Raw genomic sequence first — 21,872 nt, forward strand, 5'->3', positions numbered from 1 at the left:
CAGATTAACCCGCTGTTAGAAAAACAAATCAGATGACTCACTTATAAGGAAATACGATGAAAGCCGTGTATTTAGAAGAGTATGGAAATGCGCAGAACTTAACCTTCGGCGATATAGCCAAACCGACCATCACCCCAAATCAAGTGCTGATCAAAGTACAAGGCGCGGGGGTAAACCCTGTAGACTGGATGGTAAGAGAGGGATTCTTAGAGTCTACTGGTCAACATGAAATGCCACTCATTGTTGGCTGGGATGCAGCAGGACAAGTTGTCGAAAAAAGCAACAATGTAAGCAACCTCAAATTGGGGGAGCGGGTCTATGTATATGCGCCCATTTCTGAACAAGGCGCCTACGCCGAATATCTTGCTGTCGATAGTGATTTAGTAGCAAGAGCGCCCAAGTCTCTCGACATCGTGACCGCTGCAGCAGTGCCATTGGCCGCAACAACAGCATGGCAAGCACTTGTTGAAGGCTGCCAACTCAAAGCCGGTCAACGTGTCCTTATTCACAATGCATCCGGAGGTGTAGGCAGCTTTGCGGTTCAAATAGCGAAAGCGCTCGGTGCTTATGTTATCGGAACAGCATCATCTAGCAACAAAGCCTACTTAATGGCTTTAGGGGTCGATCAATTCATCGATTACCAAACTCAACGCTTTGAAGACGAGGTTGATGAGTTAGATGCTGTGCTCGTCGCTGTTGGGGGTGATGGCATCGCGGAGCGTTCACTCGAAGTGGTACGAAAAGGTGGCAACGTAGTTTCACTATTAGATGACATTGAAAGCGCATTACCACTGCAACTAGGCGTAAATTTTCAACGTTGGTGGGTTTCACCCAATGCCAGAGATCTACAACGTATTGCCGCTTTAATTGATGATGGCGTAATTAAAGTGAACATCGATAAGGTGTTCCCACTATCTAAAGCCGCTCAAGCACACGAGTTAAGTCAATCGAAACGTGCTCGTGGCAAAATCGTATTGGAAGTTTCGCTGTAAACACGATCAAGTAGAGAGGATATAAAATGGCCATTAAACAAGCTTTTCGTAATAAGAACCTACCCGATATGAGCAATGCGTTTAGTTGGGGACTGAAACTAAGTGAATTCAGCGAAGTATTCTTTGTGACAGGACATGCTGACTGTAACCCGGACTTTATCACTCAACACCCTAATGATCCTGTTGCTCAAACACGATTGATTTTAGACCAAATGAAGGCATTCTTAGAAGAAGCTGGCTTTAGTGTTAACGACATTGTCAGGACGGATTGGACATTTACCAACGAAGTAAACTCTGCACAATTCGAAGACATTGCTCATGTCTGGGAAGAGTTTTTAGGGGATGTTGAAGTAAAGCCAGCGACAGGCACGTTGCGCTATGTTCAGCGTTTAGGGATGCCAGATATGATGGTTGAATATGAGATGATGTTAGCCCGATAACTGCCGAGCTTTCCAATCCTAAGATTCAACCGTCTTACCCAAACGATACAGGCTTAACCAAACAACAGATAAGTTTGATTATCGACTGAGATACTTTTGACTTCAGTGTTGAACACGGACTCTAGCTGTTCAGGCGTAAGAACTTGTTCTGCACTACCTGATGCTTGAAGTACACCTTTATCGAGCAACAACACTTGGTCTGCGTGTCTTAAGGTCCGGTTCAGGTCGTGGTTAGCCATGATCACGGCGATGCCCTTCTCTGCCACTCGTTCAATGAGCTTGTATAACAAGGCTTCTTGAGCAATATCCAATGGAGCTGCGGGTTCATCGAGGATCAGCAGCTTTGCGTAAGGATTAAGCGTCGGCCAAATTTGCAGGCACATTCCGGCCAAACGAACGCGTTGCCATTCACCACCAGACAGTGTCTGAATTGAACGATGAAGTTTGTCTGTGATGTCTAGCATCTGACTAATTTCTTCCAAAGCTGCGTTGATTTCAGCATCAAGGCCGTGTGAGGAGCTTGGCAGTGACAACGCAAGGTATTGAAACACTTCCAAGTTGAAGGCAGGTCTTGCACTTTGACAAAGATAAGCACGATGCAATGATAAATCTTGTAGAGACAGTTCAGACAAATCCTGCCCGTCGAGCTTTATATCCCCTTTGTAGCCATCACCAACGCCAGATATCGCTTCGAGTAAGGTACTTTTACCACTGCCATTAGGACCGATGACATGAGTCACCTGCCCTTGCTTGAGCTCAAATGATAACGGTAATAAACGAGCGCCGACGCTCAGGCTCTTAATTTGAATCATGATTTTTAATTAACATCCAAATGAAGATAGGCGCACCGATACTGGTGGTCATCACACCCAAAGGCAGCTCTGCTGAATCTAATAAAGTTCTTGCACAAATATCAGCAAACACCAGTAACGCAGCACCTGCAACGGCAGACAAAGGAAGAAGGTATCGGTTATCGGTACCAATCGCTAAACGGAGTAAGTGTGGCACAACCAAACCCACAAAGCTGATCACGCCACCTAACGCTACTGCGCAACCTACTAAAATAGACACAGCGAAGATTAGACGCCAACGTAATCTCGGAACATTCACGCCTAACTGTGCAGCATGAGTCTCGCCAATCATTAACTTATCTAGCTTACTACCTTGCAGGCACAACCAAATAATCACGGGGATCATCACTAACGTGAGCGAGTGTTGATACCAAGTCACGCCACCCAAGCTACCCATCAGCCAATACATCAATAAGCGTAGGCTTAAGTCATCACTAAAATAGAACGCCCATGTCACCATCGCACCAGAAAGAATGCCCAACGCGACACCGACTAGCAGTAATTTAGCCGTGGTGAGTCGCATGGTTTTTACCATGCTCACTAGAATCACGGTAAAACAAAGTGAACCTAAAACGGCGGCAATCATGAACAGTTCTGGTGTAGGCGCAAACGGCAAGAAGAACAGTACGATAACCATCGCCAAGCTTGCGCCACCAGAAATACCGAGCACACCTGGCTCTGCTAATACATTACCCAATAAGATTTGTAGGCTTGCGCCAGATACAGCTAACCCTGCCCCGATGGCAATAGCCGCCAATAATCGAGGTAAGCGTAAATCAACCAGTAGTTTTTGTTCTAACGTGGACAAGGTGCCCAGAGGGGAAATGAAAAGATCGCCAACCATTAGGTAAATCGCACTCAGCGCGACAAGCAGTGCTGCCATCAGATAAATGGCTCGGGTCCATTTGCGCTGTTTTTGGTGAAGAAGTTGTTGGAAATCCATATCAAGCTACTTTGAAATTGTTCGCGTAACCTTACCTGTATCCCTAAATAAACTCAAGGCTCACACCGTAATGTGAACCTTGATATTTCAACCAGTTGAGCGGTTGTTTTCGTCGCTTTAACCCAGCTCGGTATTAATCGTACACAAGCTGACCGTGGTCGAATCGTGTTTCAACTTCGCACACCATTAAGGCCGCTCGTTGACCGATAGCAACGTTACGATTTGGGAATACCACGGCTTCGTTTTCATTCTTCGCCATCAATGGCTTATCACCATCATGACCAAACACTTCTCCGTGCTTGAATGCCGTAAAGTTTTCTACGTCATCAGAGAACATGAAATCAAAGTCATCGTGCAAACGAACAATGGTTCGGCTTACGCGATAAGTAATGGTTTTCTTTGGTAAATGCTCTGGTTCTATTTCAGCAATCAGATTGCGCATTGCCAAATCGAAAGCCGTTAGCTTATCAAGCTGGTTCTCACCAATTCTTGCTACCTGCCCTAGCTCCATTGTCAGTGCTTGGGCTTCGAAGTTTTCAGCGCTGTACCAACTGAAAGTGCTCGTTGGCGCATTCGACAACAACACAGCTTCAACGTGAGCACTGTTAATGAAATCGAACAAGGCTTTACTGCGAACTTCGTGGCGAACCTTAGGGCTCACGGCGAAAGAGTAATGCTTAGAAAAACGGATCGCACAGTGCAGATCTAAGTGCCAACGAGTGGCAGGTACCGTTTCCTTGTAAAACTCAGTAACCAAGTACTTAAGGTTCTTCGCGATATCCACTTCTCGATTACTCTCGTGCTGTTTTTCATCAAACAGACGGTTCATATTCACATCAAGAAAACGAGTATGCGCGTTGGTTGCTTCTGGGTGAGCAATGATGAACAAACATCTTGCTGTCACTACTTGGAAGCCTGTTTCAATATCCTCAATGAGCTTATCAATCAGCTCCATTGGTGAAGTTTCGTCGCCATGAACACCTGTTGAAAAGATGATGTTCTTGGTTTCAGAATTATACTCCGCGGGAATCACTTCCAATACACCGCGTTGATGAAGCTTAATTTGAACACCGTTACTCAGTACGGTCTGTCCTGCAACCACTTCTTGCTCAAGATCTAGGCTGTCAAAAAGAAATGATTGGCGAAAGAGGGTCTTCGTCATGCGTTACTCCTTAATTGCACGGCCGTATGTTAATAAATTGTACATAGAAATTGTGTTGCTAGGATCGCACTTATCAATAGAAACTCCGTTATCACTCACAAATACTACCCATATATTTTTATATTACCTGCTGACTTTACTAACCGACATCTGTTCCAAATAACTTTCTCTATTTAAAGCAACTTTTGGCTGTCTCAGCTTTTCTCAAGTCATGTCAGCAAGATAAGAGCCACGTAAGCTAACACAGCTCTTACCTGCCATGAACAGATTGAGATCAATTAATCTTCCTGATCGAGCAATCTTTCAAATTCATCGATTTGAACTTTGACCATGTCGATGCTTTGTTGCCAAAAATCAGCTTGAGTCAGGTCCATTCCTAAGTGCTTTTGAACGACTTCTTCCGCCATCATGCTGCCCGTATCACGAAGCAACGAAACGTAATCGCCGTAGAATTGCTCACCCTTAGCATCGCGTTGTGCGTAAACACCTTTACTGAACAGATAACCGAACAGGTATGGATAGTTATAAAAGCTCACTTGAGAGATGCTAAAGTGCAGCTTGCTCGCCCAGAAGTAAGGGTCGGCTTCTGTCATTGCATCGCCGTACCACTCTTTCCAAGTCGTTTCCATCAGGTCACACAGCTGCTGAGCCGTTAGCTCACCTTTTTCACGCTGCTCGTAGAAGGCTTTCTCAAACTCAAAACGAACGGGAATGTTTACCATTAACGCCAAAGAAGAAGAAAGCTCTTCCCACAGCATTTCAAGTTTCTCATTACGTGTTTGTGCTTGCTTCAATAGATGGTCACGAACGATGTTTTCAGCAAAGATCGAAGCGGTTTCTGCTAGCGTCATTGGGTAGCGTGTTTGACACAACGGCATGTCTTTCATCACCCAGTTGTGGAACGCGTGGCCTAGCTCGTGCGCTAATGTCATTAAGTCTGAGCGGCTACCACTCCATGTCATGAACACAAGCGGGGTGCGTGTCGCAGCAAATTTAGTGCAGTACGCACCTAAACGTTTATTGGCAGCTGGAGCGGCATCAATCCAACCGTTCTCAACCATTAATGCGACGAAATCAGCCATCTCTGGATTTACTTCAGCGAAGGCGGTTTTAATCACTTCGATCGCTTCATCAAATGGATAAACCTTAGATTCGCTGTCACCCAGCGGTGGCATCGCGGCTAAATGGTTCCAAGGCTTCATTTCATCGAGACCGTGAACTCTTGCCATCAACAAACCCGCTTTCTGACCAACAGCTCGATTTGCTTTTGCTACCGACATCATGGTGTCTAGCGTTTCAGGTACGATGCGACTGCCGTGTAGGCTTGGATCAAGGAAATGCACATCGCTAATCTTCGAGCGCTTTTTGTTTTCTGTTAATCGCCAACCCGCCAATGCATTTAGGATTGAAGCAAAAGACTCTTGATGCGTTTTCATTGCACCTTGAACGGCGCGCCATGCTGGTTCTTGTTTGTCGAATTCGCTGCCGTACAACAGGCTCGCGGCTTGTGAAAAACCTAGAGCTTCGTCTTCACCGTCCAGCTTTAGCGATAGTTTTAAAGAACCGGTTAGGTTATCGTATAAACGACCCCACCCATCACGGCCATCAACCTTCATCGCAGCTAATAACTGCTCTTCAGCAACACTGAGTCGACTGCTTGATAACTTACGTGAGCTTTCGATAGCAAAGCGTTGCCCTGCAACATCCGCGCTCTCATGCTCTAATACTGCATCAATAAATTCTGGCTCTGCGTGAATTAGCGTGTCTTCGTAAGGGCTGAACGCTTGAGACATTTCAGAGTTCAGCTTCGCTACACGACCAAGCAGTGCTTTGGCTTCTGTGTGCGTCGCGTCTACCGATGCGTGGCAATTAGCAAAGGTGTTGATAGTGCTGAGTAACGTGCCTGCCGCTTCTGAGGTCTGGATTGCGTTTTGCATTGCCAGAATGATGTGACGCTTTTCAACATGCAGGTACAACAGTTCAATACATTGTTGAATCAGTTCGATGTCTTGTTCGATTTTTGCATCATCAAGATCGCGATAAGCAATGCTTAAATCCCAACTTGGAGTTGTCATGACTAAATTCCTTTCACGTAGGTAGTAATACCAATCTGGTATAGCGGCTGTAAACGCCGCTTTATACTTCTATTTATATTTCTGTTTCTATTTCTGTTTCGATTTCTATTTCTATTTCTATTTCTATTTCTATTTCTATTAACAGGTTTAATAGATTGTTAATTCTCAAAACTGTGTATTTTTAACACTCAGAGAACAGGCAACCCTATCGACTTTACGCTGATAAAGCTCTGCGCAAACTGAGTGATTTGAATATGCGTTATCGACGCGTTTTCTATCGATAGCTTCGAGTACAAACTCGGATTTTTCCAATCAATATCAAGGCAGTGTGCTAACAATATGCGAATCACACCACCATGGGTAACCAACAATATATTGTCACTTGGATCATTCAAAAGTTGTGACCAAGCTTGAGTTACTCTGCCGTGGAAGCTCTGTAAACTTTCTGCGCCAGTTAATTGATGATTAGCAGGGTCTTGCCAAAAGGTTTCTAGCATTCCCCACTTGTCTTCAAGTGCATCAAATGGGACACCGTCAACTTCACCGAAGTTCATTTCCTGAAAGTCTGGTGCAACTGATAAAGGCACTGACATACGCTCTGCAAACAAGCTCGCAAGATCACCACATCGTCTGAGTGGCGAGGAAACCACACTATCAAAGATAATGTCTTGTTTAGCGAGAGCTCCACAGATCTGATATTGAAGATCAGGGTTGACCAACACGTCTGACAATCCGTTAAGTGCTGCTTCGCCTTCGACCTTGCCATGTCTTAATAAATAGATGTTTTTAGTTGTTCCATTAACCATGTGTGCGACCTAGCCTTGAGTATCAAGCAAGTGATTAGATGGTTTTAAGCTCAGTGGTAATCCTGCAGCAACCAGCGTAACGCGTTCAACGACGCGAGCTAGTGCTTGGTTCATGCGTCCCGCATTGTCTACAAACAAGCGCGACACTTTACCCATCGGCACCACACCTAAGCCAACTTCGTTAGACACCATGATAACTTGCGCTGGGCTTTGCTCGACGCTTTTAACCAAGACTTCAACCACGGCTTCAACCTGTTCATTGGTTGCATCATCACCCAGTTCAAAGATGATGTTGTTCAACCACAAGGTTAGGCAGTCAATCAGCACCACATCTTCTTTCGCAAAAGACTGCAGTTTTTCGGCTAACTCGACGGGTACTTCATGCTCAATCCACTGCTCACCACGACGTTGTTGATGGTGCGCGATTCGTTCTAGCATTTCGTCGTCCAAATAAGTGGCCGTTGCAATATAGTTAAGGCGTCCATTTGAACATGCTTCAAACGCACATAATGCTTGTTGCTCTGCAAAACTAGACTTACCAGAACGAGCCCCACCCAATACCAAATGGCTGTTTCGCTGACTTGCTTGATTAATTTGACTAGCTTGATTCGTGTTTGTCATAAGGATCCGTTATAGAAAGCCATTGTAAAATGCAGTAATGAATACAAGGTAAATCAGTAACTCCATCAACTGTTGAGCTGCCCCCAAGCAGTCGCCAGTAAAGCCGCCAATTCGAGCCATTAACCACTTTTTGAATCCCGTTCTAAACAGATAGGCGACGACAGATAAAACCAAAGCGAATTCAAGACCAAACCACAGGCTAGGCAGCACGCCTACAAGCAATAAGAAGGTAAGTTCACCTTTGGTTTGCTTGTTGGCCAATGGTTTACTTTTACTGGTATCTAAATCGCTGACATAAGGCATGTCGTAAATTAGCGATGCAGCAATCGCGCGGCTAAAGGTATAACTGGTCACTATAACCATAAACAGTCCAGTCATGCTCACGAGTTCATTCAATAAAACCCACTTACCCAGCAGAGCCATAACCAGAGCAGACGCGCCATAGGTACCAATTCGACTGTCTTTCATGATGGTTAAACGGCGTTCTAGGGTCATGCCGCCACCAATACCATCCGCCATATCGGTTAAGCCGTCTTCATGAAAAGCACCAGTGAGCATCAGGCTAAAACTCATCATTAAAAAGATCGCCACCGCACTCGGCAATATAGCATCAAGTAGCAAGAACACACCGCCACACAGAACACCAAGTAACAAACCAACCGTTGAAAAGTAGCGACCAGAACGATTCATTCGCTCTGATGAATAGGGCGTGTTCTTCGGCATTGGTAAGCGAGAAAAGAAGCCCATCGCCAGCGCAAACAACTCCCACTGATAAATAACTCGACCTTTCAACGATCTTTCTGGTACATCACTCATTAAACAGTGACTCCAGCACTTTCGAAGCTCGCCATGTTGTTATAGAACTCGGCTGCCGCACGAATAATTGGCATAGCTAGCGCAGCACCCGTGCCCTCGCCTAATCTCAATCCAAGATCGAGCAATGGCTCAGCGTCTAGTAACTCTAATAGAATTTTATGGCCTGACTCTTCTGAACGATGAGCGAAGATCATATAATCACGGCAGTTCGGCTCAATTAAGGTTGCGGCATACGCAGCGACTGACACGATAAAACCATCGACCAATACAGGGGTTTTGTTTTGATAAGCGCCAAGGAAAGCACCGACCATTTGAACGATTTCATAACCGCCGACTTGTGCTAGTACCTCTTTAATATCTTTAAGCCCTTTAATATCTTTAAGATCTGTAAGCTCTTTAAGCTCTAAACCTTTGCAACGCGCGACACCTTGCTCAACCACAGCCACTTTACGTGCAAGCTGTTCATTGTTGATGCCAGTGCCTAGGCCAACACACTCCGCTGCAGCACGATTCGCTAATGCACTTAAGATCGCTGATGCGCTGCTGGTATTACCGATGCCCATTTCACCAAACATGATGATATTAGTGCCATTCGAAATGGTTCTAGATACAAGTTCGGTACCCAATTCAATTCCACGTTCAACCGTTTCTAAACTCATTGCCGCTTCATTGGCAAAGTTATTGGTTCGCGTACCCAAGCGCTGGGAGATCAACATGTCACTGTCAGATTCCACAGGCAACAATATCCCCGTGTCGACTACCGTGATATCGATATTATTCACCGTACAGAAGCAATTGATCGCCGCGCCACCGCTTAAGAAGTTCAACACCATCTGCTGTGTTACGGCACTTGGAGCAATACTCACACCTTCATCTGCTATGCCATGGTCGCCAGCAAAAATGATGATACTTGGCTTATTTAATTCGATGTGTTCAACCGCAGCTTCTTTGCCTTGGCTCTGAATCAATGCCAATTGATGAGCGACTTTTTCTAGTAAGCCAAGCGCACCGAGCGGCTTGGTTTTTTGGTCAATTCGGTGTTGGATGTACTGTGAGTATTGGGTATCTAACATAGTTTTTAAAAACGCTTATTCTGGGTACGTTAATTTAGGATTGGCTATTTTGGGCGAGCAACAGAGAACACATTGGAAAGCGTCGCGTATTCACCGCCACCAAGTCGAGACAGTGGGTCCAATGCCAACGCATCAACCTTAAGACGTTCACTCTCTTTATCGATCACATCTTCGGAAATGTACACGGTTTCGACTTGAGCAAAGATGAGGCTTTGTGGCACCTCTCCAACCTCTTTTACTTCGTATAAGGTGCAGCCAAAAGCAACCGCACACTCTTTTACTCTCGGTAAAGAAAAGCCTTCAAATTCAACCAGCTCAATATTGTTCGCGGTGACTTCAGAGTCACCATGATCGAGAGTAGCAGCTGTTGCTGTCATTGTTTCGGCAGAACTTGAAGAAGCAATGTGAATCACTAGCTTACCCGTTTCTAGGGCGTTACGAGTGGTATCTTTGATTTCGCCGGACGGCTTCTTCCCAACCGATAACATCAGTAGCGGCGGATTACTGGAAACAGGCGTGAAATAAGAGAAAGGCGCTAGGTTGTACTCTTGTTCAGAAGATTCCGTCAATGCCCACGCAATCGGGCGAGGAACAACGGTTTGTGTCATCAGGTGATAAATCTGAGTGGGAGCAAGAGTATCAAGCTTGAGGTTCATAGCACGTCCTTGGTCTATGTGAATTACGACTCAGTTTACGTGTTAAGCAATGCTGTATCTATGCCTAATCAACAGAAACCGTAGAGAGTGTTCTTAATTTAAACAGATCACACTGGTTTTTTCTCAAATTGACAATCAAATTGACGAACCCTAAAACACCTACAATACTGATAATAGATTTATCAATAACTTACATTTTGGCATCGTTTATGCTTTAACTAAAGTACTTGTTAATCTCTCCATTGATAAGTACCCATACAGTGAATGCCCACAACACTGACGCTACACAAAGAAAGACAATCGATTGAAAGACAAAACAGAACAACGATTTAGGAGGTGTAATGATTCCAAACTCAAGTAAAAGAAAACCAAATAAATCAAGTAAGAAAACCAGCAAAAAGGTAAGGAAAATCCCACTATCCTTCACCTAGAAAGCAGCAAAGTAAGTAACAAAGCCCGTCGCCCAGCGGGCTTTGTTATGTTTAACGCCTTAGTTATTTTTAACCCCGTACTTATGTTTCAGACCGCATTTATATTTCGCACCACAATTATGTTTCATACCGTATTAATGCTTCAGCCCGTACTTATGCGTCGAGCCAAACTAAATCATCTCTTTTTCCATAAACAGGCAACTCCCCACACACTACTGACCACTCGTTTAACAAACTTTTATTCGCTTAAAATTCAAACACTGTTTATATTAAACAAGCACTTGTGGAGTGAATAAGGGATTAAAATGAGCATTGCTGGAGACAAAACATCGGTTGTTGTGGCTGGTGCAACCGGACTAATTGGTCATCATGTGATGGGGCAACTCATTGATGAGCCCGCGGTCGACAATATCTATGCGTTATCCCGCAGATCCCTCAATACAAAGTTTGACTCCAATAAACTCCACACGCTCATTCACAATGACCTGCAAGTCACGAGTTGGGATGATACGAATGCGACGCCTAAACTTGGCGTTATCTGCTTAGGTACGACTAAGAAAAAGGCAGGATCAAAAGAAGCACTTCGCAAAGTCGATGTTGAATTGGTTAGCCAAGTTGCACAGTCGATGAAGTTTCTTGGGGTACAACGCGTTGCCGTCGTTTCGAGCTATGGCGCTTCGCCAGATTCTTATTCACACTACCTTCGTTGCAAAGGGCAAATGGAGCAAAACTTAAAACGTATTGGCTTCAAGCAGCTTTTCATCGCACGTCCGGGGCCGCTGGTTGGTGAACGTGATGAACCAAGAGCCGATGAAAAACTCCTGCAAAGCATCTTTCCTTTAGTCTCTCCCTTTATGTTTGGTCAGTTCAAAAACCTACGCCCTATTCAAGCGGAAGACGTCGCGAAGGCAATGTTGTTCCGATTATTCGAAAATAATTTCAAAAATACCGAAATTTACTCGTCAAGTGACATGCTCAATTTATTGGCAAAATATCGCTAAAAAGCTCACCTATTCATCACAATGTTGAATATCCACCCATACCATTGAGTGGATATTACTAATCGTTCTAATAAATTACTTTTCCTTATTTTACGTTTTGTAACAGAACGTTATTTTAGCAGCAGTACTGACACCTATACATCTAGGTGCTTAATTGATTTAGAGTTATTCATAAGGAAAACAAATGTCATTTTCAGCTATCGCTGCCTTAGCGGTATTCACTGGTATCCTCTTTTTTCTCTACGGACAGCAGAAAAAAGAAAACACACTTTCTCGCCTCGTTTTACTCGGTTTAGTTTTTGGTAGTGCATTTGGCCTTGGTCTACAGCTGCTATTTGGTGAAGGCAATCCCATCATCAAAGAGACTCTAGACTGGGTAAACATCGTTGGTCGTGGTTACGTTGGATTGCTTAAAATGGTAATCATGCCATTAGTATTGGTTTCAATGATTGCTGCCGTGGTGAAGCTTGAGAAAGGCGGTTCACTGGGCAAAATTTCTGGCATCACTATTTCAGTATTACTCGCAACAACAGCGATCTCTGCAATTGTTGGTATTGCAGTGGCTCAGGCATTCGGTCTTTCGGCAGAAGGCTTAACCGAAGGTGCTCGTGAAACGGCTCGTATTGCAACACTAGAAAGCCGCATGGGAAGTGTGTCTGACTTAACCATTCCACAAATGCTGGTTAGTTTCATTCCGACTAACCCGTTTGCTGATCTAACCGGTGCTCGTTCTACTTCAATCATTGCGGTTGTTATCTTCGGCGTGCTAACAGGTATTGCGGCTCGTAAAGTAATGGCTGAGAAAGAAGAGCTAGAATCACCGATCCGTACTTTCGTTGACGCTGCACAATCTATCGTTATGCGCTTAGTTAAGATGATCATGGCACTCACGCCATACGGCATCGCTGCGTTAATGGCGAAAGTAGTCGCAACATCGAGTGCTTCAGACATCCTAAGCCTACTGGGTTTCATCGTTGCTTCTTACGTAGCAATCATCCTGATGTTTGTTGTTCACGGTGTGTTGGTCTCTTTTGTTGGTGTAAACCCGAAAGAGTACTTCCAAAAAATCTGGCCTGTTCTAACGTTCGCTTTCACTTCGCGTAGTTCTGCTGCAACGATTCCACTGAACGTTGAAGCTCAAATCACTAAGCTAAATGTGCCACCAGCGATTGCTAACCTGTCTGCAACTTTCGGTGCGACGATTGGTCAAAACGGTTGTGCGGGTATCTACCCTGCCATGCTAGCAGTTATGGTTGCGCCAACCGTGGGCATCGACCCAATGGACATCAACTTCATTCTATCTCTGATTGCTATTATCACAGTGAGCTCATTCGGTATTGCTGGCGTAGGTGGCGGTGCAACGTTCGCGGCGCTTATCGTACTTCCAGCTATGGGTCTTCCTGTAACTATCGCAGCACTGCTTATCTCTATCGAGCCACTTATCGATATGGCACGTACGGCGCTTAACGTATCTGGTGCAATGACAGCCGGTACGATCACAAGCCGCCTATTGGGTAAGAAAGACAAGCAACAAGATCTGGAACAAGCGAACGCTTAATGAGTTCGATTGATTCAATAACTTGAGTCTCGTTAAACAAAAAACCGATGCACATGCATCGGTTTTTTATTATCTGTTACTTCTAACTTCCATTGCTGCACAAGCAACAGCACTTAGAGCACAAGTTGAATCACTTTCTCAGCAAGTGCTTCATCGTCATCTTCACTTAATCCGCTGATACCAATAGCGCCAATCACCTGCCCCTTTAACTCAACCGGAACACCGCCTTTAAAGCCAGTGATCTTTGAATCGGTCCAGTAACTTAAGTCTTTACCAGTTTCTCTCGCCCAAGCGCCTACGTTACCGCTTGGCTGTCTGTCTCTTGCAGACGTATAAGCTTTGTTCTGTGCTAACAACCCGGCTTGTAAGCTCACATTATCCATGCGAATAAACGCCAATAACTCTCCGTGCGTATCACACACGCTCACCGCAATTGCTTGTTGATTATGCTCGGCAATATCGAGAGCGTTAGACACCAATTGTTGTGCGATCTTTTGATTCAACATGTTTATTCCTTATGGCAGCGCTTGACCACGTGAGTACACGTATAAGTTGTACCACTCTTCACGAGACAGGTTTATCTGAGTCGCCACCGCTGAAGCTTTGACTCGGTCTAGATTTGTGGTGCCAATAACAGGTTGGATACGAGCAGGGTGACGAAGCAAAAATGCCAACACAATCGCTTCACTTTCTACGCCATATTGGTTTGCTAACTGAGCCACGTAGTGCGCCGTCTTTTTCACGTTTTCATGTTCTGAATACAAACCTTGCTCAGCAAATCGGCCTTGTGCCAAACAACCCCAAGCTTGCAGTTGGATGTTATTCATTTGGCAATGTTCAAGGGTGCCTGCGGCGAAGTCTGATTGATGGTGCCCTTGCGAGTTAATCATCACCCCATCGTTCAACCAATCCAGCTTGGCTAAGCTCATCTCAACTTGATTCGCGACAATGGGCTGCCCGAGCGCAGATTGTAGGTACTGAACTTGATGGCTGTTCATGTTCGACACACCAAAGAAATCGACCTTACCTTGCGCTTTTAAGTTCTCTAACACTCTTGCCAGCTCATCAAGTTCCATCAAAGGATCAGGACGATGTAATAGCAGTACATCGAGCTTTTCAGTATTCAATCGGTTGAGAATACCGTCTACCGATTGGCTTACCCAATCAGCCGAGAAATCATAACGACCAACATTGCCCCCGCCTTCAAAACGAATCCCACACTTAGATTGAATGAACATCTGTTCACGCAGATCAGGCGCTTGTTGTAATGCTTGACCAAAGGCTTGCTCAGCTTTGCTGAAGGTATAGATGTCCGCATGGTCGAATAAATTAATACCCGATTCTAATGCTGTGTCGATTACGTTTCGTGTTTGAGCAACATCCGCACTATTCACTGGATTATCATTCCATCCACCACCTAAGCCCATGCAACCATAGGCAATTTGCCCAACATTCGGTAGATGGTTTGATAATGGGATACTCTTTTTATCACTCGTTTTGTTTGTAGATTCAGTGCTGTTCGTCATATCGATTCTCGCTTAGAAGATTTGCTGACCAGAAATATGCCTCTATCATATTGTTCTTTTAAAAAAACAGAATATGCTAGTTACGAAATGATTGTTTGATATGACGAACAATAGGTTGATAGGAACGCGCGAATGAACGAACACAAAAGAATTGAACGACTGATCCTGTTTGTAGAACTTGCTCAGCAACTCAACTTTACCAAGGCAGCCGAAAAGCTCGGTATCTCTAAGAGCTACCTTTCTGAGCAGATCAAACGTTTAGAAAACGACTTACAATGCCCGCTTTTGGTCAGAACCACGCGCAGTGTTCGTTTAACCCAAGAAGGCGAACGCGCGTTACAACAAGGCTTAACGATTCGTTCGCAAGTTTTACAGCTTGAGCGCAGCGTTTCAGAGCAACACGACATCGTAAAAGGTCTATTGCGCCTCACCGCGCCAAAGATGTTTACTGAGGTATATCTATTCGATATCTGCCAACAGTTTAGGCAGCAATATCCAGAAATCCGCTTTGAGATAAACAGTAGTTACACCAACTTTAATCTCAACCAAGATGATATCGATATCGCGTTTCGTGCCACCAACATGCCACCTGACAACATGGTGGCGAAACACTTGATTAGCTATCATCATGATTTAGTCGCGACTCCCGGTTATCTTAATCAATTTGGTCGCCCTACCAATGTGAGTGACTTAAGTGATCATCAATGCTTAGCAACGCTGCACCAAACCGAGTGGCCTTTAAAATCGGCTAATATTGATGTGTCCGGTTGGCTTACAAGCAATGACAACCACTTGCTCAAACAACAAGCCATCGCAGGCAGTGGCATCATCCGTATTGCAAGTTACTACGTTGCGAAAGAGGTCGAGCTTGGAGAGTTAGAGCAAGTGCTGCCTGATGAATGCTTACAACAAGGCAACAGTATTTATCTGTTCTATCCGCAAGTTATTTATCCGGCAAAGAAACACCAAGCGTTCGTTAAATTTGTTCAGGCTTACTTTGATAATTTGAGAGTTTGAAAAATTGAGAGCGTGATCATTTGAGAGCTTGAGAGCTTGAGAGCTGAAAATTTGGCAGTTTAAGAATATGAGAGCTGATCTAAGGAATTGAAAAAATTGAGAAGCCGATGAACAGACAAATTAAATAACACGAAATAAGGTTTAAATAACCATCTTGGTTTATATACCTATATTTAGAATGGGATTATCGAACAATAATAAAGCGATTTTGCGAATGCTCTCATCGATGAATGTGCTTAATAGCAAGAAATCGTGCATTTGTTCAATAATACAATGAGTTAGCTATGAACGATTAACATAACTGATATATGATGCACCGCTTCAGTATGTCACATCATTTTGGCACCAGTTCGATAACAGGATCCTCATGAGCTTTATTATATTATTACTTCTTCTGCTATTCGTAGGCTTTACACGTTTACTTCAGTGGCGAAAAACCTCTCTGTTTTTATCTCTTGTTCTTATATCGTCATTTGTGCTGACTGGTTCAGGTTTAATTCCTCGTTATTTACTGAACGATCTGCAAGCCGATTACGAAAATAAGCCTGATATCCAATGGTCTGACAATAACGCCATTGTTCTTCTGGGTGCGGGAACGCAGTTAATTAGAAGCACGCAAGAGTTTGAGCCAGCCTTTTTCTCTTTTGGCCGAATCAGCGAAACAGCCAGCCAATATAAAGATTGCGCCAAAACCCAAACCACATGCAAAGTGATCATCAGTGGTGGCGATGCACAAAATAACGGTGTTACCGAAGCAGAAGTTTATCAACAACAATTGCTAAGACTTGGCGTTCCGATGGGTGACATCATTCAAGAGCCAAATAGCGTCAACACTTGGAAGAATGCACAGCTCACTAGTGACCTAATGAAGCATCATAAATTCGACAACATTGTGTTGGTTTCATCTGGCCTACATATTCGTCGTAGCGAGCTCTATTTCAACCACTTCGGCTTGAATGTTATTCCAGTGAGAGCCGACTATATGGCCGCTCAAATTTCATGGTTGCCATTATGGTACAACTTTGCGGTTACAGATTTTGCTTTGCATGAACAGATTGGCTTTGCTCGTTACAATATCTACAACTTTATGGGTTGGAACAGCAAACGCGAAAAGCCAGGTGATGCTTAATCACGTTCAATTGAGTTAACTAGAGCCATATAAAACAAAGATGCAGCAATAATCGAACGGTTGTTGGCTGCATTTTTTGATCCTGCCTATCACAACACCGTTTCTTATTCTCATTTACGTCTTTTCTTACCATTCGGCAACCATTCCTGCTAGCTAATCACTCAGCCAATTTCCCAAATAGCAAGGCTACGAAAATATAAATGTCCAACAATCAACCACCTAATATTTTGATAGTTGAAACTAATTGAAAACAATCGAGATAATCCTTTATCAAACAACAAGCCAGTCAACATAACCAACTGATAATTATAAGTATTTATTTTCAATTCATTTCAGTATTTTTGGTATTGTTTTATATGACAGAGTACACCCCGCTAGTAACCCTCGGCTTTAAATAATATCAATAAAATCTAATAACTCGATTCTAATAAAAATAGCCAAATAATGGCATTTAGGAACTTATTAATGATTAACGTCAGTAAAACCATTCTATTTAGCACTGCCCTATCGGTAATATCCTTTACTGCTCATGCGAAGATATACTCAGACCAAATCGTCTTAGACAAACTTGGAGAAGATATCTGTCGTTTCGACTATCGCGCTCTCAACAATTCAGAAGCTCAAGAACATAAAACAGCCCTGATATCCCGCATGAATGTTTGGGACATTGTTGGCCTTCAGCATGATTGGGTGATCATGGGCTCCGGCTATCATGGCCTCATTAAACCAGGTCAACCAAGCGACAAAACCTGGTGCTACCCTAATACACCAGAAGCGGGCTTGCCATACTACGAAGCACAAGCTATTCAAGAGAACAGTAACCTTGAAGTTCAACGAGCTTTAGTCAATGACGACACGAACTTTATCAGGCCGCTAAGTTACTTGGCTCATAGTCTTGGTTACGCTTGGGTTAGCGGCAATAACGGGCGTTACGTCGGTCAAGATATGGCAATAGAGCAACTTAACCATGGTTGGGAGATCAAAGGGAATAAAAATGGAAGCTGTACCGGTGAGCGTTGTAATGAGAAGACAACCATCACTGTCGATAACTTCTCTTACGTACTCGATAACACTGCGTTTTGGCACGGCTCGGTAGAAGAAACTGACCAAGAGCTGGTCAACACCCTTACAGCTTATGCTATTAACAAGACTGATCAGCCGAAACAAATCGTCGTTGACCTTCATTTTAAGCAATCCACCCAATGGAGAAAAACACAGCGCTTCGACCTTGCTGATTCAGTCGTCATTGATGAGACCTTTCATTGGCCACAAGTTGGAAAAACAGAGGTAAGAGTCGCGCTAGAAGAAGGCCAACGTTTCTCCGATACCAACAGTGGCACTCGTTTTGAGCCGACAGAACTGCAAGCCATCATTACCGTGCCTGCTCACTCCGTGCTGCCTTTTCAAGTCGAGTTCTTACGCTCTACCATCTCTTACCCATACCGCATCAAAACCAACATGAGTTACGACGTGAGCTTCACAGGTTTTCTTCGTTATAGCGGCAATGCGCTGAGCTCACATCCAACAAACCGCCCTACTGTCTCACACACCTTTACCATGGGAACCACCAGCGAAGATCAAGCCAATATCCGCTACCAATGGGACCATCGCTATATTCCTGGAGAGATGAAATGGTGGGACTGGAGTTGGGCAATCAACACAAATGGCTTGAGTAGCATGCAGTACGCCGCAGGAGCAAGTGTCCGTCCGTTCTATTCTCACGTGTCTGGTCAATTCAGTGCTGAATCTCAATATTCAGGGATGATAGATATCGGCGCTGAGCATTCTGTTGATTCATTCGATACAACGACGTTCAACAATCACGAAACCTACTACGCGGGTGATATTAAAATAGTGACTGATTTCGCCCCTGACACCCTCGCTCAACTTGGGTATCAAGATGCTCAACTTGTGATTAACCCTGTGCAGCAATAAACCCATTAGAAATAGTTCATTTGTTGTTCCAAGCCCATTGCGCCTGCTCTGGGCTTGATTCGCCTTATATTCTCTCGGTCGAACATCTGCATTGATGCCTAGGTATTCACTCTCTGAATCGTTTTTCACTGACTTAAAAGTGAAATCATAACGACACACTAATTTGCGTAACTTAGGGTGCAAATATGCAATTAGATTACAGTGCCTATCAGGAGGATGTATGAAACCAAATCGATCTACGGTACTCACTGGACATGTAAAACATTGCCCATGTTGTTCTACCGAACTGGTCATCAAAGACCACATTCACGTTTGCCCGCGCAATGAAATTGGCGACTGTTACTTCGATGGCTACGACCAACACGAACAGCGCGCTAATGCTGATTTTATCAATCATGCAAATGCTTCTGATAGCCTTGTTTACGGCATGTCAGAACACTAAACGTAATTAAAGATTTGTTGAAGTCATTTCGCGCCAAAAAAAATGCAGCGCCAATCGAATGATTGTTCGCTGCATTCTTAGATCCTGTAAACTTAGCTAGCCATTAGAATGGAGCTAGGTAAAACGGACTACCACATTAGATCATCTGGGATCACGAAGTCTTTGTACGGGTCATCTTCGTCTACTTCATCAGAGCTTGAAGCTTGAGTATCAACAATAGATTCTTCGTCACGCATCGCGATCTTGTTCGCTACCGCAGTAGGGATAACAACATAGCTTTCGCCTTGACGCGCGATACTTAGAATGCCTTTACTTAGTTGCTTTTGAGTCAGATCTTCTACGTAAAGGTATTTAACTAGCGTACCGTCGGTGAAGTTGTATTTGATCTCACCATTCTTCTGTTCGATCTTGTTCATCTCAATCAGTTGCTTCACTTGAGCTTTAATTTCTTTGCTCAACTGCTGTTCTTTCAACTGTTGGTTTAACTCTTTGTCTTTCGCTTGCTGCGCCAGTTTAGTTTCTTCTGCTGCCGCTTTTGCTTCACGAGACTGAACGCGAGACTTTTTAGAGCCCTTCTTCGCCTTCTTTAATTTTTTCTCATTTACCAAGCCAGCTTTAAGCATTTGCTCTTGGAGTGTTAACTTTGCCATGACTTTCCCAGTTCAGGATTAAAAACGACACTATCATACCTGTTTTTGAGGAATCTGTTTACTGAACAATGGCAAAATTTATGCTGATAGAGCAAGGCGGTTAGCGTTTTCCCTTATCGTGATTCACAGCATCCATTTCTGGTTATTTACCGACCTATGATTTCCACGAAAACAACCAATAGTGACTTACCCTCAAACCCAAATCGTTCCTCTATTTTTTAGCGTGCGCGCGTATCACTTATCATTCAGGCAAAGCAATATGTTAATTTTCAATGAGTAATCTAATTTATAAAACCATGGCATATATCTAATATTTGGATAATTCCCATAGAGTTATAACTCCAATGTCACAACTCTTTACTACGTTATTCTTTAAACCAATCAGTAAGGATAACGTGAAAATGAAAACTCAATGGACTTGCCTGAGTGCAATACTTGCATCAGCTTCATTCATTTCAACCTCGGCTATTGCAGATACCGATGTGTACCTGACCAATAACACGAGCCAAGTAATGACGATTCAAACCAATCACACGGGTACCGACCAGCTTCAATTCGGTGATGAGTGGCAGCAACATGTTGAACAGATTGGCCCTTGGGAGACGAAGAAGCTGATCAGTTTCAATCGCTGGACTGGAGTGAAATCTGGGAAGACCTATGAGTTTGACACTGTGGTATCGAACGCTGTGGGTGAGAGTGTCACGCTCAACCAAACCATGAAGGGACATTGGTACAACTCGACACTGCAACATGGCTTGAGTGCCGCAGACGTCAACCTAACGTTGTATGACGATCGTAATATTCATCGCAGCACAACCGATGCATTCGGGGTTAATGCAGAGCTAGCGCTTAAAGCCGATTCTACGGCGCGCTACGATGATATTTATTACACCATCACCCCGCCCAAAGTGGATGAGCAACCAGAGCCAGATGCCAATACACTCAAAGTCATGACCTATAACATCTGGGCGCTGCCTGCCATCGCTTCACATATTGGTGACCGCTATGACCTGATTCCTCAATATGTAAAGGGCTATGACGTGTTGGCGCTACAAGAGGTGTTTGCTAACGGCAGAGATGAGTTCTTGCGTGAACTTGCAAAAGAGTATCCTTATCAAACCAAAATGCTCGATAAAGATGGGATTAACATATACGACGGTGGTGTGATCATTGTCAGCCGCTATCCTATCGTTAACGAAGCTCAGTATGTTTTCCCTGATTGTACGGGCACTGATTGCTTTGCAGACAAAGGCGTTAACTACGCGGAAGTTATCAAGAATGGTCAGGCTTACCATGTTTTAGGCACCCACACGGCATCATTCGATACGGACACAGCTCGTGACTACCGACAACGTCAATTCAAGCAGATGCGTGCACTGGCTCAATCACTGGAAATACCAACTTCAGAGACGGTTATTTATAGCGGTGACTTCAACGTGAACAAGCTGAAGTTCCCAGGCGACTACCAACAAATGTTCGCTAACCTGCAAGCCGATGAGCCGGAGTATTCAGGTTATACCGCTTCAACCTTTGATCCTCGTATCAACAACTTTGCAGGCGAACCTATGTCTGGCGGGGAAAATGTCGAATACTTGGATTACGTAGTGGTGAGTTCGGAGTACGCACAAAAAAATCACAACAATAACCGCGTTGATGTTCCTCGCTCAACTAGCAGTGAATTATGGAAGCACTACAACCTTTCAGACCACTTCCCTGTCAGTGCCGTGATCAAATAGCGCGGTGAACCA

At 44.1% G+C, this 21,872-nt stretch carries 21 protein-coding genes; 9 read left to right on the forward strand and 12 right to left on the reverse strand.

Annotation, left to right across the window (positions count from 1 at the left end; translation table 11 throughout):
- Positions 1-56: 56 nt before the first annotated feature.
- Both AACU28_RS17420 and AACU28_RS17425 read left to right on the forward strand, forming a co-directional pair.
- Positions 57-992 carry an NADP-dependent oxidoreductase gene (locus tag AACU28_RS17420; RefSeq protein ID WP_121603322.1) on the forward strand — a complete coding sequence of 312 codons (936 nt, stop codon included), beginning with the start codon at positions 57-59 and terminating at the stop codon, positions 990-992.
- A 26-nt stretch (positions 993-1,018) separates the two neighbouring features.
- Positions 1,019-1,432, forward strand: coding sequence for a RidA family protein (locus AACU28_RS17425; RefSeq protein ID WP_108085596.1), 414 nt, complete (start codon positions 1,019-1,021; stop codon positions 1,430-1,432).
- 53 nt (positions 1,433-1,485) lie between these two features.
- On the opposite strand, the gene btuD is transcribed toward AACU28_RS17425, so the two are convergent.
- The 9 genes from btuD to AACU28_RS17470 form a co-directional block, all read right to left on the reverse strand.
- Positions 1,486-2,244 (reverse strand): vitamin B12 ABC transporter ATP-binding protein BtuD, encoded by a 759-nt coding sequence (btuD, locus tag AACU28_RS17430; RefSeq protein ID WP_017085099.1) that lies wholly within the window; start codon positions 2,242-2,244, stop codon positions 1,486-1,488.
- A complete protein-coding gene (gene btuC, locus AACU28_RS17435; RefSeq protein WP_061024896.1) occupies positions 2,231-3,226 on the reverse strand; it encodes a vitamin B12 ABC transporter permease BtuC in 996 nt (331 codons plus the stop codon). The genes btuD and btuC overlap by 14 nt, the downstream gene beginning before the upstream one ends.
- Before the next feature lie 133 nt (positions 3,227-3,359).
- The gene (locus AACU28_RS17440; protein ID WP_121603323.1) at positions 3,360-4,388 is read right to left on the reverse strand and encodes a succinylglutamate desuccinylase; all 1,029 of its coding nucleotides are present in this window, start codon (positions 4,386-4,388) and stop codon (positions 3,360-3,362) included.
- A gap of 278 nt (positions 4,389-4,666) precedes the next feature.
- Positions 4,667-6,463, reverse strand: coding sequence for a M3 family oligoendopeptidase (locus tag AACU28_RS17445; protein WP_104214488.1), 1,797 nt, complete (start codon positions 6,461-6,463; stop codon positions 4,667-4,669).
- Between the two features lie 188 nt (positions 6,464-6,651).
- Positions 6,652-7,269: an alpha-ribazole phosphatase family protein gene (cobC, locus tag AACU28_RS17450; protein WP_121603324.1), complete on the reverse strand. Its 618-nt coding sequence runs from the start codon at positions 7,267-7,269 to the stop codon at positions 6,652-6,654.
- Between the two features lie 9 nt (positions 7,270-7,278).
- Positions 7,279-7,890, reverse strand: coding sequence for a bifunctional adenosylcobinamide kinase/adenosylcobinamide-phosphate guanylyltransferase (gene cobU, locus AACU28_RS17455; protein WP_102444630.1), 612 nt, complete (start codon positions 7,888-7,890; stop codon positions 7,279-7,281).
- 9 nt (positions 7,891-7,899) lie between these two features.
- Positions 7,900-8,706 carry an adenosylcobinamide-GDP ribazoletransferase gene (locus AACU28_RS17460; RefSeq protein WP_121603325.1) on the reverse strand — a complete coding sequence of 269 codons (807 nt, stop codon included), beginning with the start codon at positions 8,704-8,706 and terminating at the stop codon, positions 7,900-7,902.
- Positions 8,706-9,779, reverse strand: coding sequence for a nicotinate-nucleotide--dimethylbenzimidazole phosphoribosyltransferase (gene cobT / locus AACU28_RS17465; protein WP_121603326.1), 1,074 nt, complete (start codon positions 9,777-9,779; stop codon positions 8,706-8,708). Before cobT ends, AACU28_RS17460 begins: the two co-directional genes overlap by 1 nt.
- 44 nt (positions 9,780-9,823) lie before the next feature.
- Positions 9,824-10,435, reverse strand: coding sequence for a flavin reductase family protein (locus tag AACU28_RS17470; protein WP_102444627.1), 612 nt, complete (start codon positions 10,433-10,435; stop codon positions 9,824-9,826).
- A gap of 736 nt (positions 10,436-11,171) precedes the next feature.
- On the opposite strand from AACU28_RS17470, the gene AACU28_RS17475 reads away from it, so the two are divergent.
- Complete coding sequence (locus tag AACU28_RS17475) at positions 11,172-11,867, forward strand: NAD-dependent epimerase/dehydratase family protein (protein ID WP_102456446.1); 696 nt, start codon at positions 11,172-11,174, stop codon at positions 11,865-11,867.
- Between the two features lie 184 nt (positions 11,868-12,051).
- Positions 12,052-13,425 (forward strand): L-cystine transporter, encoded by a 1,374-nt coding sequence (locus AACU28_RS17480; RefSeq protein ID WP_017077997.1) that lies wholly within the window; start codon positions 12,052-12,054, stop codon positions 13,423-13,425.
- 113 nt (positions 13,426-13,538) lie between these two features.
- Here the strand turns inward: AACU28_RS17480 and AACU28_RS17485 are convergent, their stop codons facing one another.
- Together AACU28_RS17485 and AACU28_RS17490 are read right to left on the reverse strand one after the other, a co-directional pair.
- Complete coding sequence (locus tag AACU28_RS17485; RefSeq protein WP_121603328.1) at positions 13,539-13,931, reverse strand: GlcG/HbpS family heme-binding protein; 393 nt, start codon at positions 13,929-13,931, stop codon at positions 13,539-13,541.
- 9 nt (positions 13,932-13,940) lie between these two features.
- Complete coding sequence (locus AACU28_RS17490) at positions 13,941-14,951, reverse strand: aldo/keto reductase (protein ID WP_121603329.1); 1,011 nt, start codon at positions 14,949-14,951, stop codon at positions 13,941-13,943.
- A gap of 132 nt (positions 14,952-15,083) precedes the next feature.
- On the opposite strand from AACU28_RS17490, the gene AACU28_RS17495 reads away from it, so the two are divergent.
- The 4 genes from AACU28_RS17495 (at position 15,084) to AACU28_RS17510 (ending at position 19,474) form a co-directional block, all read left to right on the forward strand.
- The gene (locus AACU28_RS17495) at positions 15,084-15,968 is read left to right on the forward strand and encodes a LysR family transcriptional regulator (RefSeq protein ID WP_121603330.1); all 885 of its coding nucleotides are present in this window, start codon (positions 15,084-15,086) and stop codon (positions 15,966-15,968) included.
- 367 nt (positions 15,969-16,335) lie between these two features.
- Complete coding sequence (locus AACU28_RS17500) at positions 16,336-17,097, forward strand: YdcF family protein (protein ID WP_102462506.1); 762 nt, start codon at positions 16,336-16,338, stop codon at positions 17,095-17,097.
- 465 nt (positions 17,098-17,562) lie between these two features.
- Entirely contained in the window at positions 17,563-19,032 is a 1,470-nt protein-coding gene (locus AACU28_RS17505; protein WP_121603331.1) for an aerolysin family beta-barrel pore-forming toxin, read from the forward strand.
- A 220-nt stretch (positions 19,033-19,252) separates the two neighbouring features.
- Positions 19,253-19,474, forward strand: a complete 222-nt coding sequence (locus tag AACU28_RS17510; RefSeq protein ID WP_121603332.1) for a hypothetical protein — start codon at positions 19,253-19,255, stop codon at positions 19,472-19,474.
- A 128-nt stretch (positions 19,475-19,602) separates the two neighbouring features.
- Here the strand turns inward: AACU28_RS17510 and AACU28_RS17515 are convergent, their stop codons facing one another.
- Complete coding sequence (locus AACU28_RS17515) at positions 19,603-20,124, reverse strand: DUF2058 domain-containing protein (protein ID WP_004734880.1); 522 nt, start codon at positions 20,122-20,124, stop codon at positions 19,603-19,605.
- Positions 20,125-20,525: 401 nt separating this feature from the next.
- Here AACU28_RS17515 and AACU28_RS17520 point away from each other — a divergent pair, with 401 nt between their 5' ends.
- Positions 20,526-21,860 carry a sphingomyelin phosphodiesterase gene (locus tag AACU28_RS17520; RefSeq protein WP_108085586.1) on the forward strand — a complete coding sequence of 445 codons (1,335 nt, stop codon included), beginning with the start codon at positions 20,526-20,528 and terminating at the stop codon, positions 21,858-21,860.
- Positions 21,861-21,872: the final 12 nt, after the last annotated feature.

Origin of the sequence: Vibrio sp. SBT000027, assembly GCF_963894355.1 — a bacterium.
In the GTDB taxonomy this organism is placed as follows: domain Bacteria; phylum Pseudomonadota; class Gammaproteobacteria; order Enterobacterales; family Vibrionaceae; genus Vibrio; species Vibrio splendidus.

What these genes read in the sequence shown, in the direction of transcription:
- AACU28_RS17470 (WP_102444627.1), bottom strand. Translation starts at nt 10,435, where the DNA reads ATGAACCTCAAGCTTGATACTCTTGCTCCCACTCAGATTTATCACCTG.
- AACU28_RS17480 (WP_017077997.1), top strand. Translation starts at nt 12,052, where the DNA reads ATGTCATTTTCAGCTATCGCTGCCTTAGCGGTATTCACTGGTATCCTC.
- AACU28_RS17440 (WP_121603323.1), bottom strand. Translation starts at nt 4,388, where the DNA reads ATGACGAAGACCCTCTTTCGCCAATCATTTCTTTTTGACAGCCTAGAT.
- btuC (WP_061024896.1), bottom strand. Translation starts at nt 3,226, where the DNA reads ATGGATTTCCAACAACTTCTTCACCAAAAACAGCGCAAATGGACCCGA.
- AACU28_RS17485 (WP_121603328.1), bottom strand. Translation starts at nt 13,931, where the DNA reads ATGTTGAATCAAAAGATCGCACAACAATTGGTGTCTAACGCTCTCGAT.
- AACU28_RS17495 (WP_121603330.1), top strand. Translation starts at nt 15,084, where the DNA reads ATGAACGAACACAAAAGAATTGAACGACTGATCCTGTTTGTAGAACTT.
- btuD (WP_017085099.1), bottom strand. Translation starts at nt 2,244, where the DNA reads ATGATTCAAATTAAGAGCCTGAGCGTCGGCGCTCGTTTATTACCGTTA.
- AACU28_RS17520 (WP_108085586.1), top strand. Translation starts at nt 20,526, where the DNA reads ATGAAAACTCAATGGACTTGCCTGAGTGCAATACTTGCATCAGCTTCA.
- cobC (WP_121603324.1), bottom strand. Translation starts at nt 7,269, where the DNA reads ATGGTTAATGGAACAACTAAAAACATCTATTTATTAAGACATGGCAAG.
- AACU28_RS17500 (WP_102462506.1), top strand. Translation starts at nt 16,336, where the DNA reads ATGAGCTTTATTATATTATTACTTCTTCTGCTATTCGTAGGCTTTACA.
- AACU28_RS17515 (WP_004734880.1), bottom strand. Translation starts at nt 20,124, where the DNA reads ATGGCAAAGTTAACACTCCAAGAGCAAATGCTTAAAGCTGGCTTGGTA.
- AACU28_RS17475 (WP_102456446.1), top strand. Translation starts at nt 11,172, where the DNA reads ATGAGCATTGCTGGAGACAAAACATCGGTTGTTGTGGCTGGTGCAACC.
- AACU28_RS17460 (WP_121603325.1), bottom strand. Translation starts at nt 8,706, where the DNA reads ATGAGTGATGTACCAGAAAGATCGTTGAAAGGTCGAGTTATTTATCAG.
- AACU28_RS17490 (WP_121603329.1), bottom strand. Translation starts at nt 14,951, where the DNA reads ATGACGAACAGCACTGAATCTACAAACAAAACGAGTGATAAAAAGAGT.
- AACU28_RS17420 (WP_121603322.1), top strand. Translation starts at nt 57, where the DNA reads ATGAAAGCCGTGTATTTAGAAGAGTATGGAAATGCGCAGAACTTAACC.
- AACU28_RS17510 (WP_121603332.1), top strand. Translation starts at nt 19,253, where the DNA reads ATGAAACCAAATCGATCTACGGTACTCACTGGACATGTAAAACATTGC.
- AACU28_RS17425 (WP_108085596.1), top strand. Translation starts at nt 1,019, where the DNA reads ATGGCCATTAAACAAGCTTTTCGTAATAAGAACCTACCCGATATGAGC.
- cobU (WP_102444630.1), bottom strand. Translation starts at nt 7,890, where the DNA reads ATGACAAACACGAATCAAGCTAGTCAAATTAATCAAGCAAGTCAGCGA.
- AACU28_RS17445 (WP_104214488.1), bottom strand. Translation starts at nt 6,463, where the DNA reads ATGACAACTCCAAGTTGGGATTTAAGCATTGCTTATCGCGATCTTGAT.
- cobT (WP_121603326.1), bottom strand. Translation starts at nt 9,779, where the DNA reads ATGTTAGATACCCAATACTCACAGTACATCCAACACCGAATTGACCAA.
- AACU28_RS17505 (WP_121603331.1), top strand. Translation starts at nt 17,563, where the DNA reads ATGATTAACGTCAGTAAAACCATTCTATTTAGCACTGCCCTATCGGTA.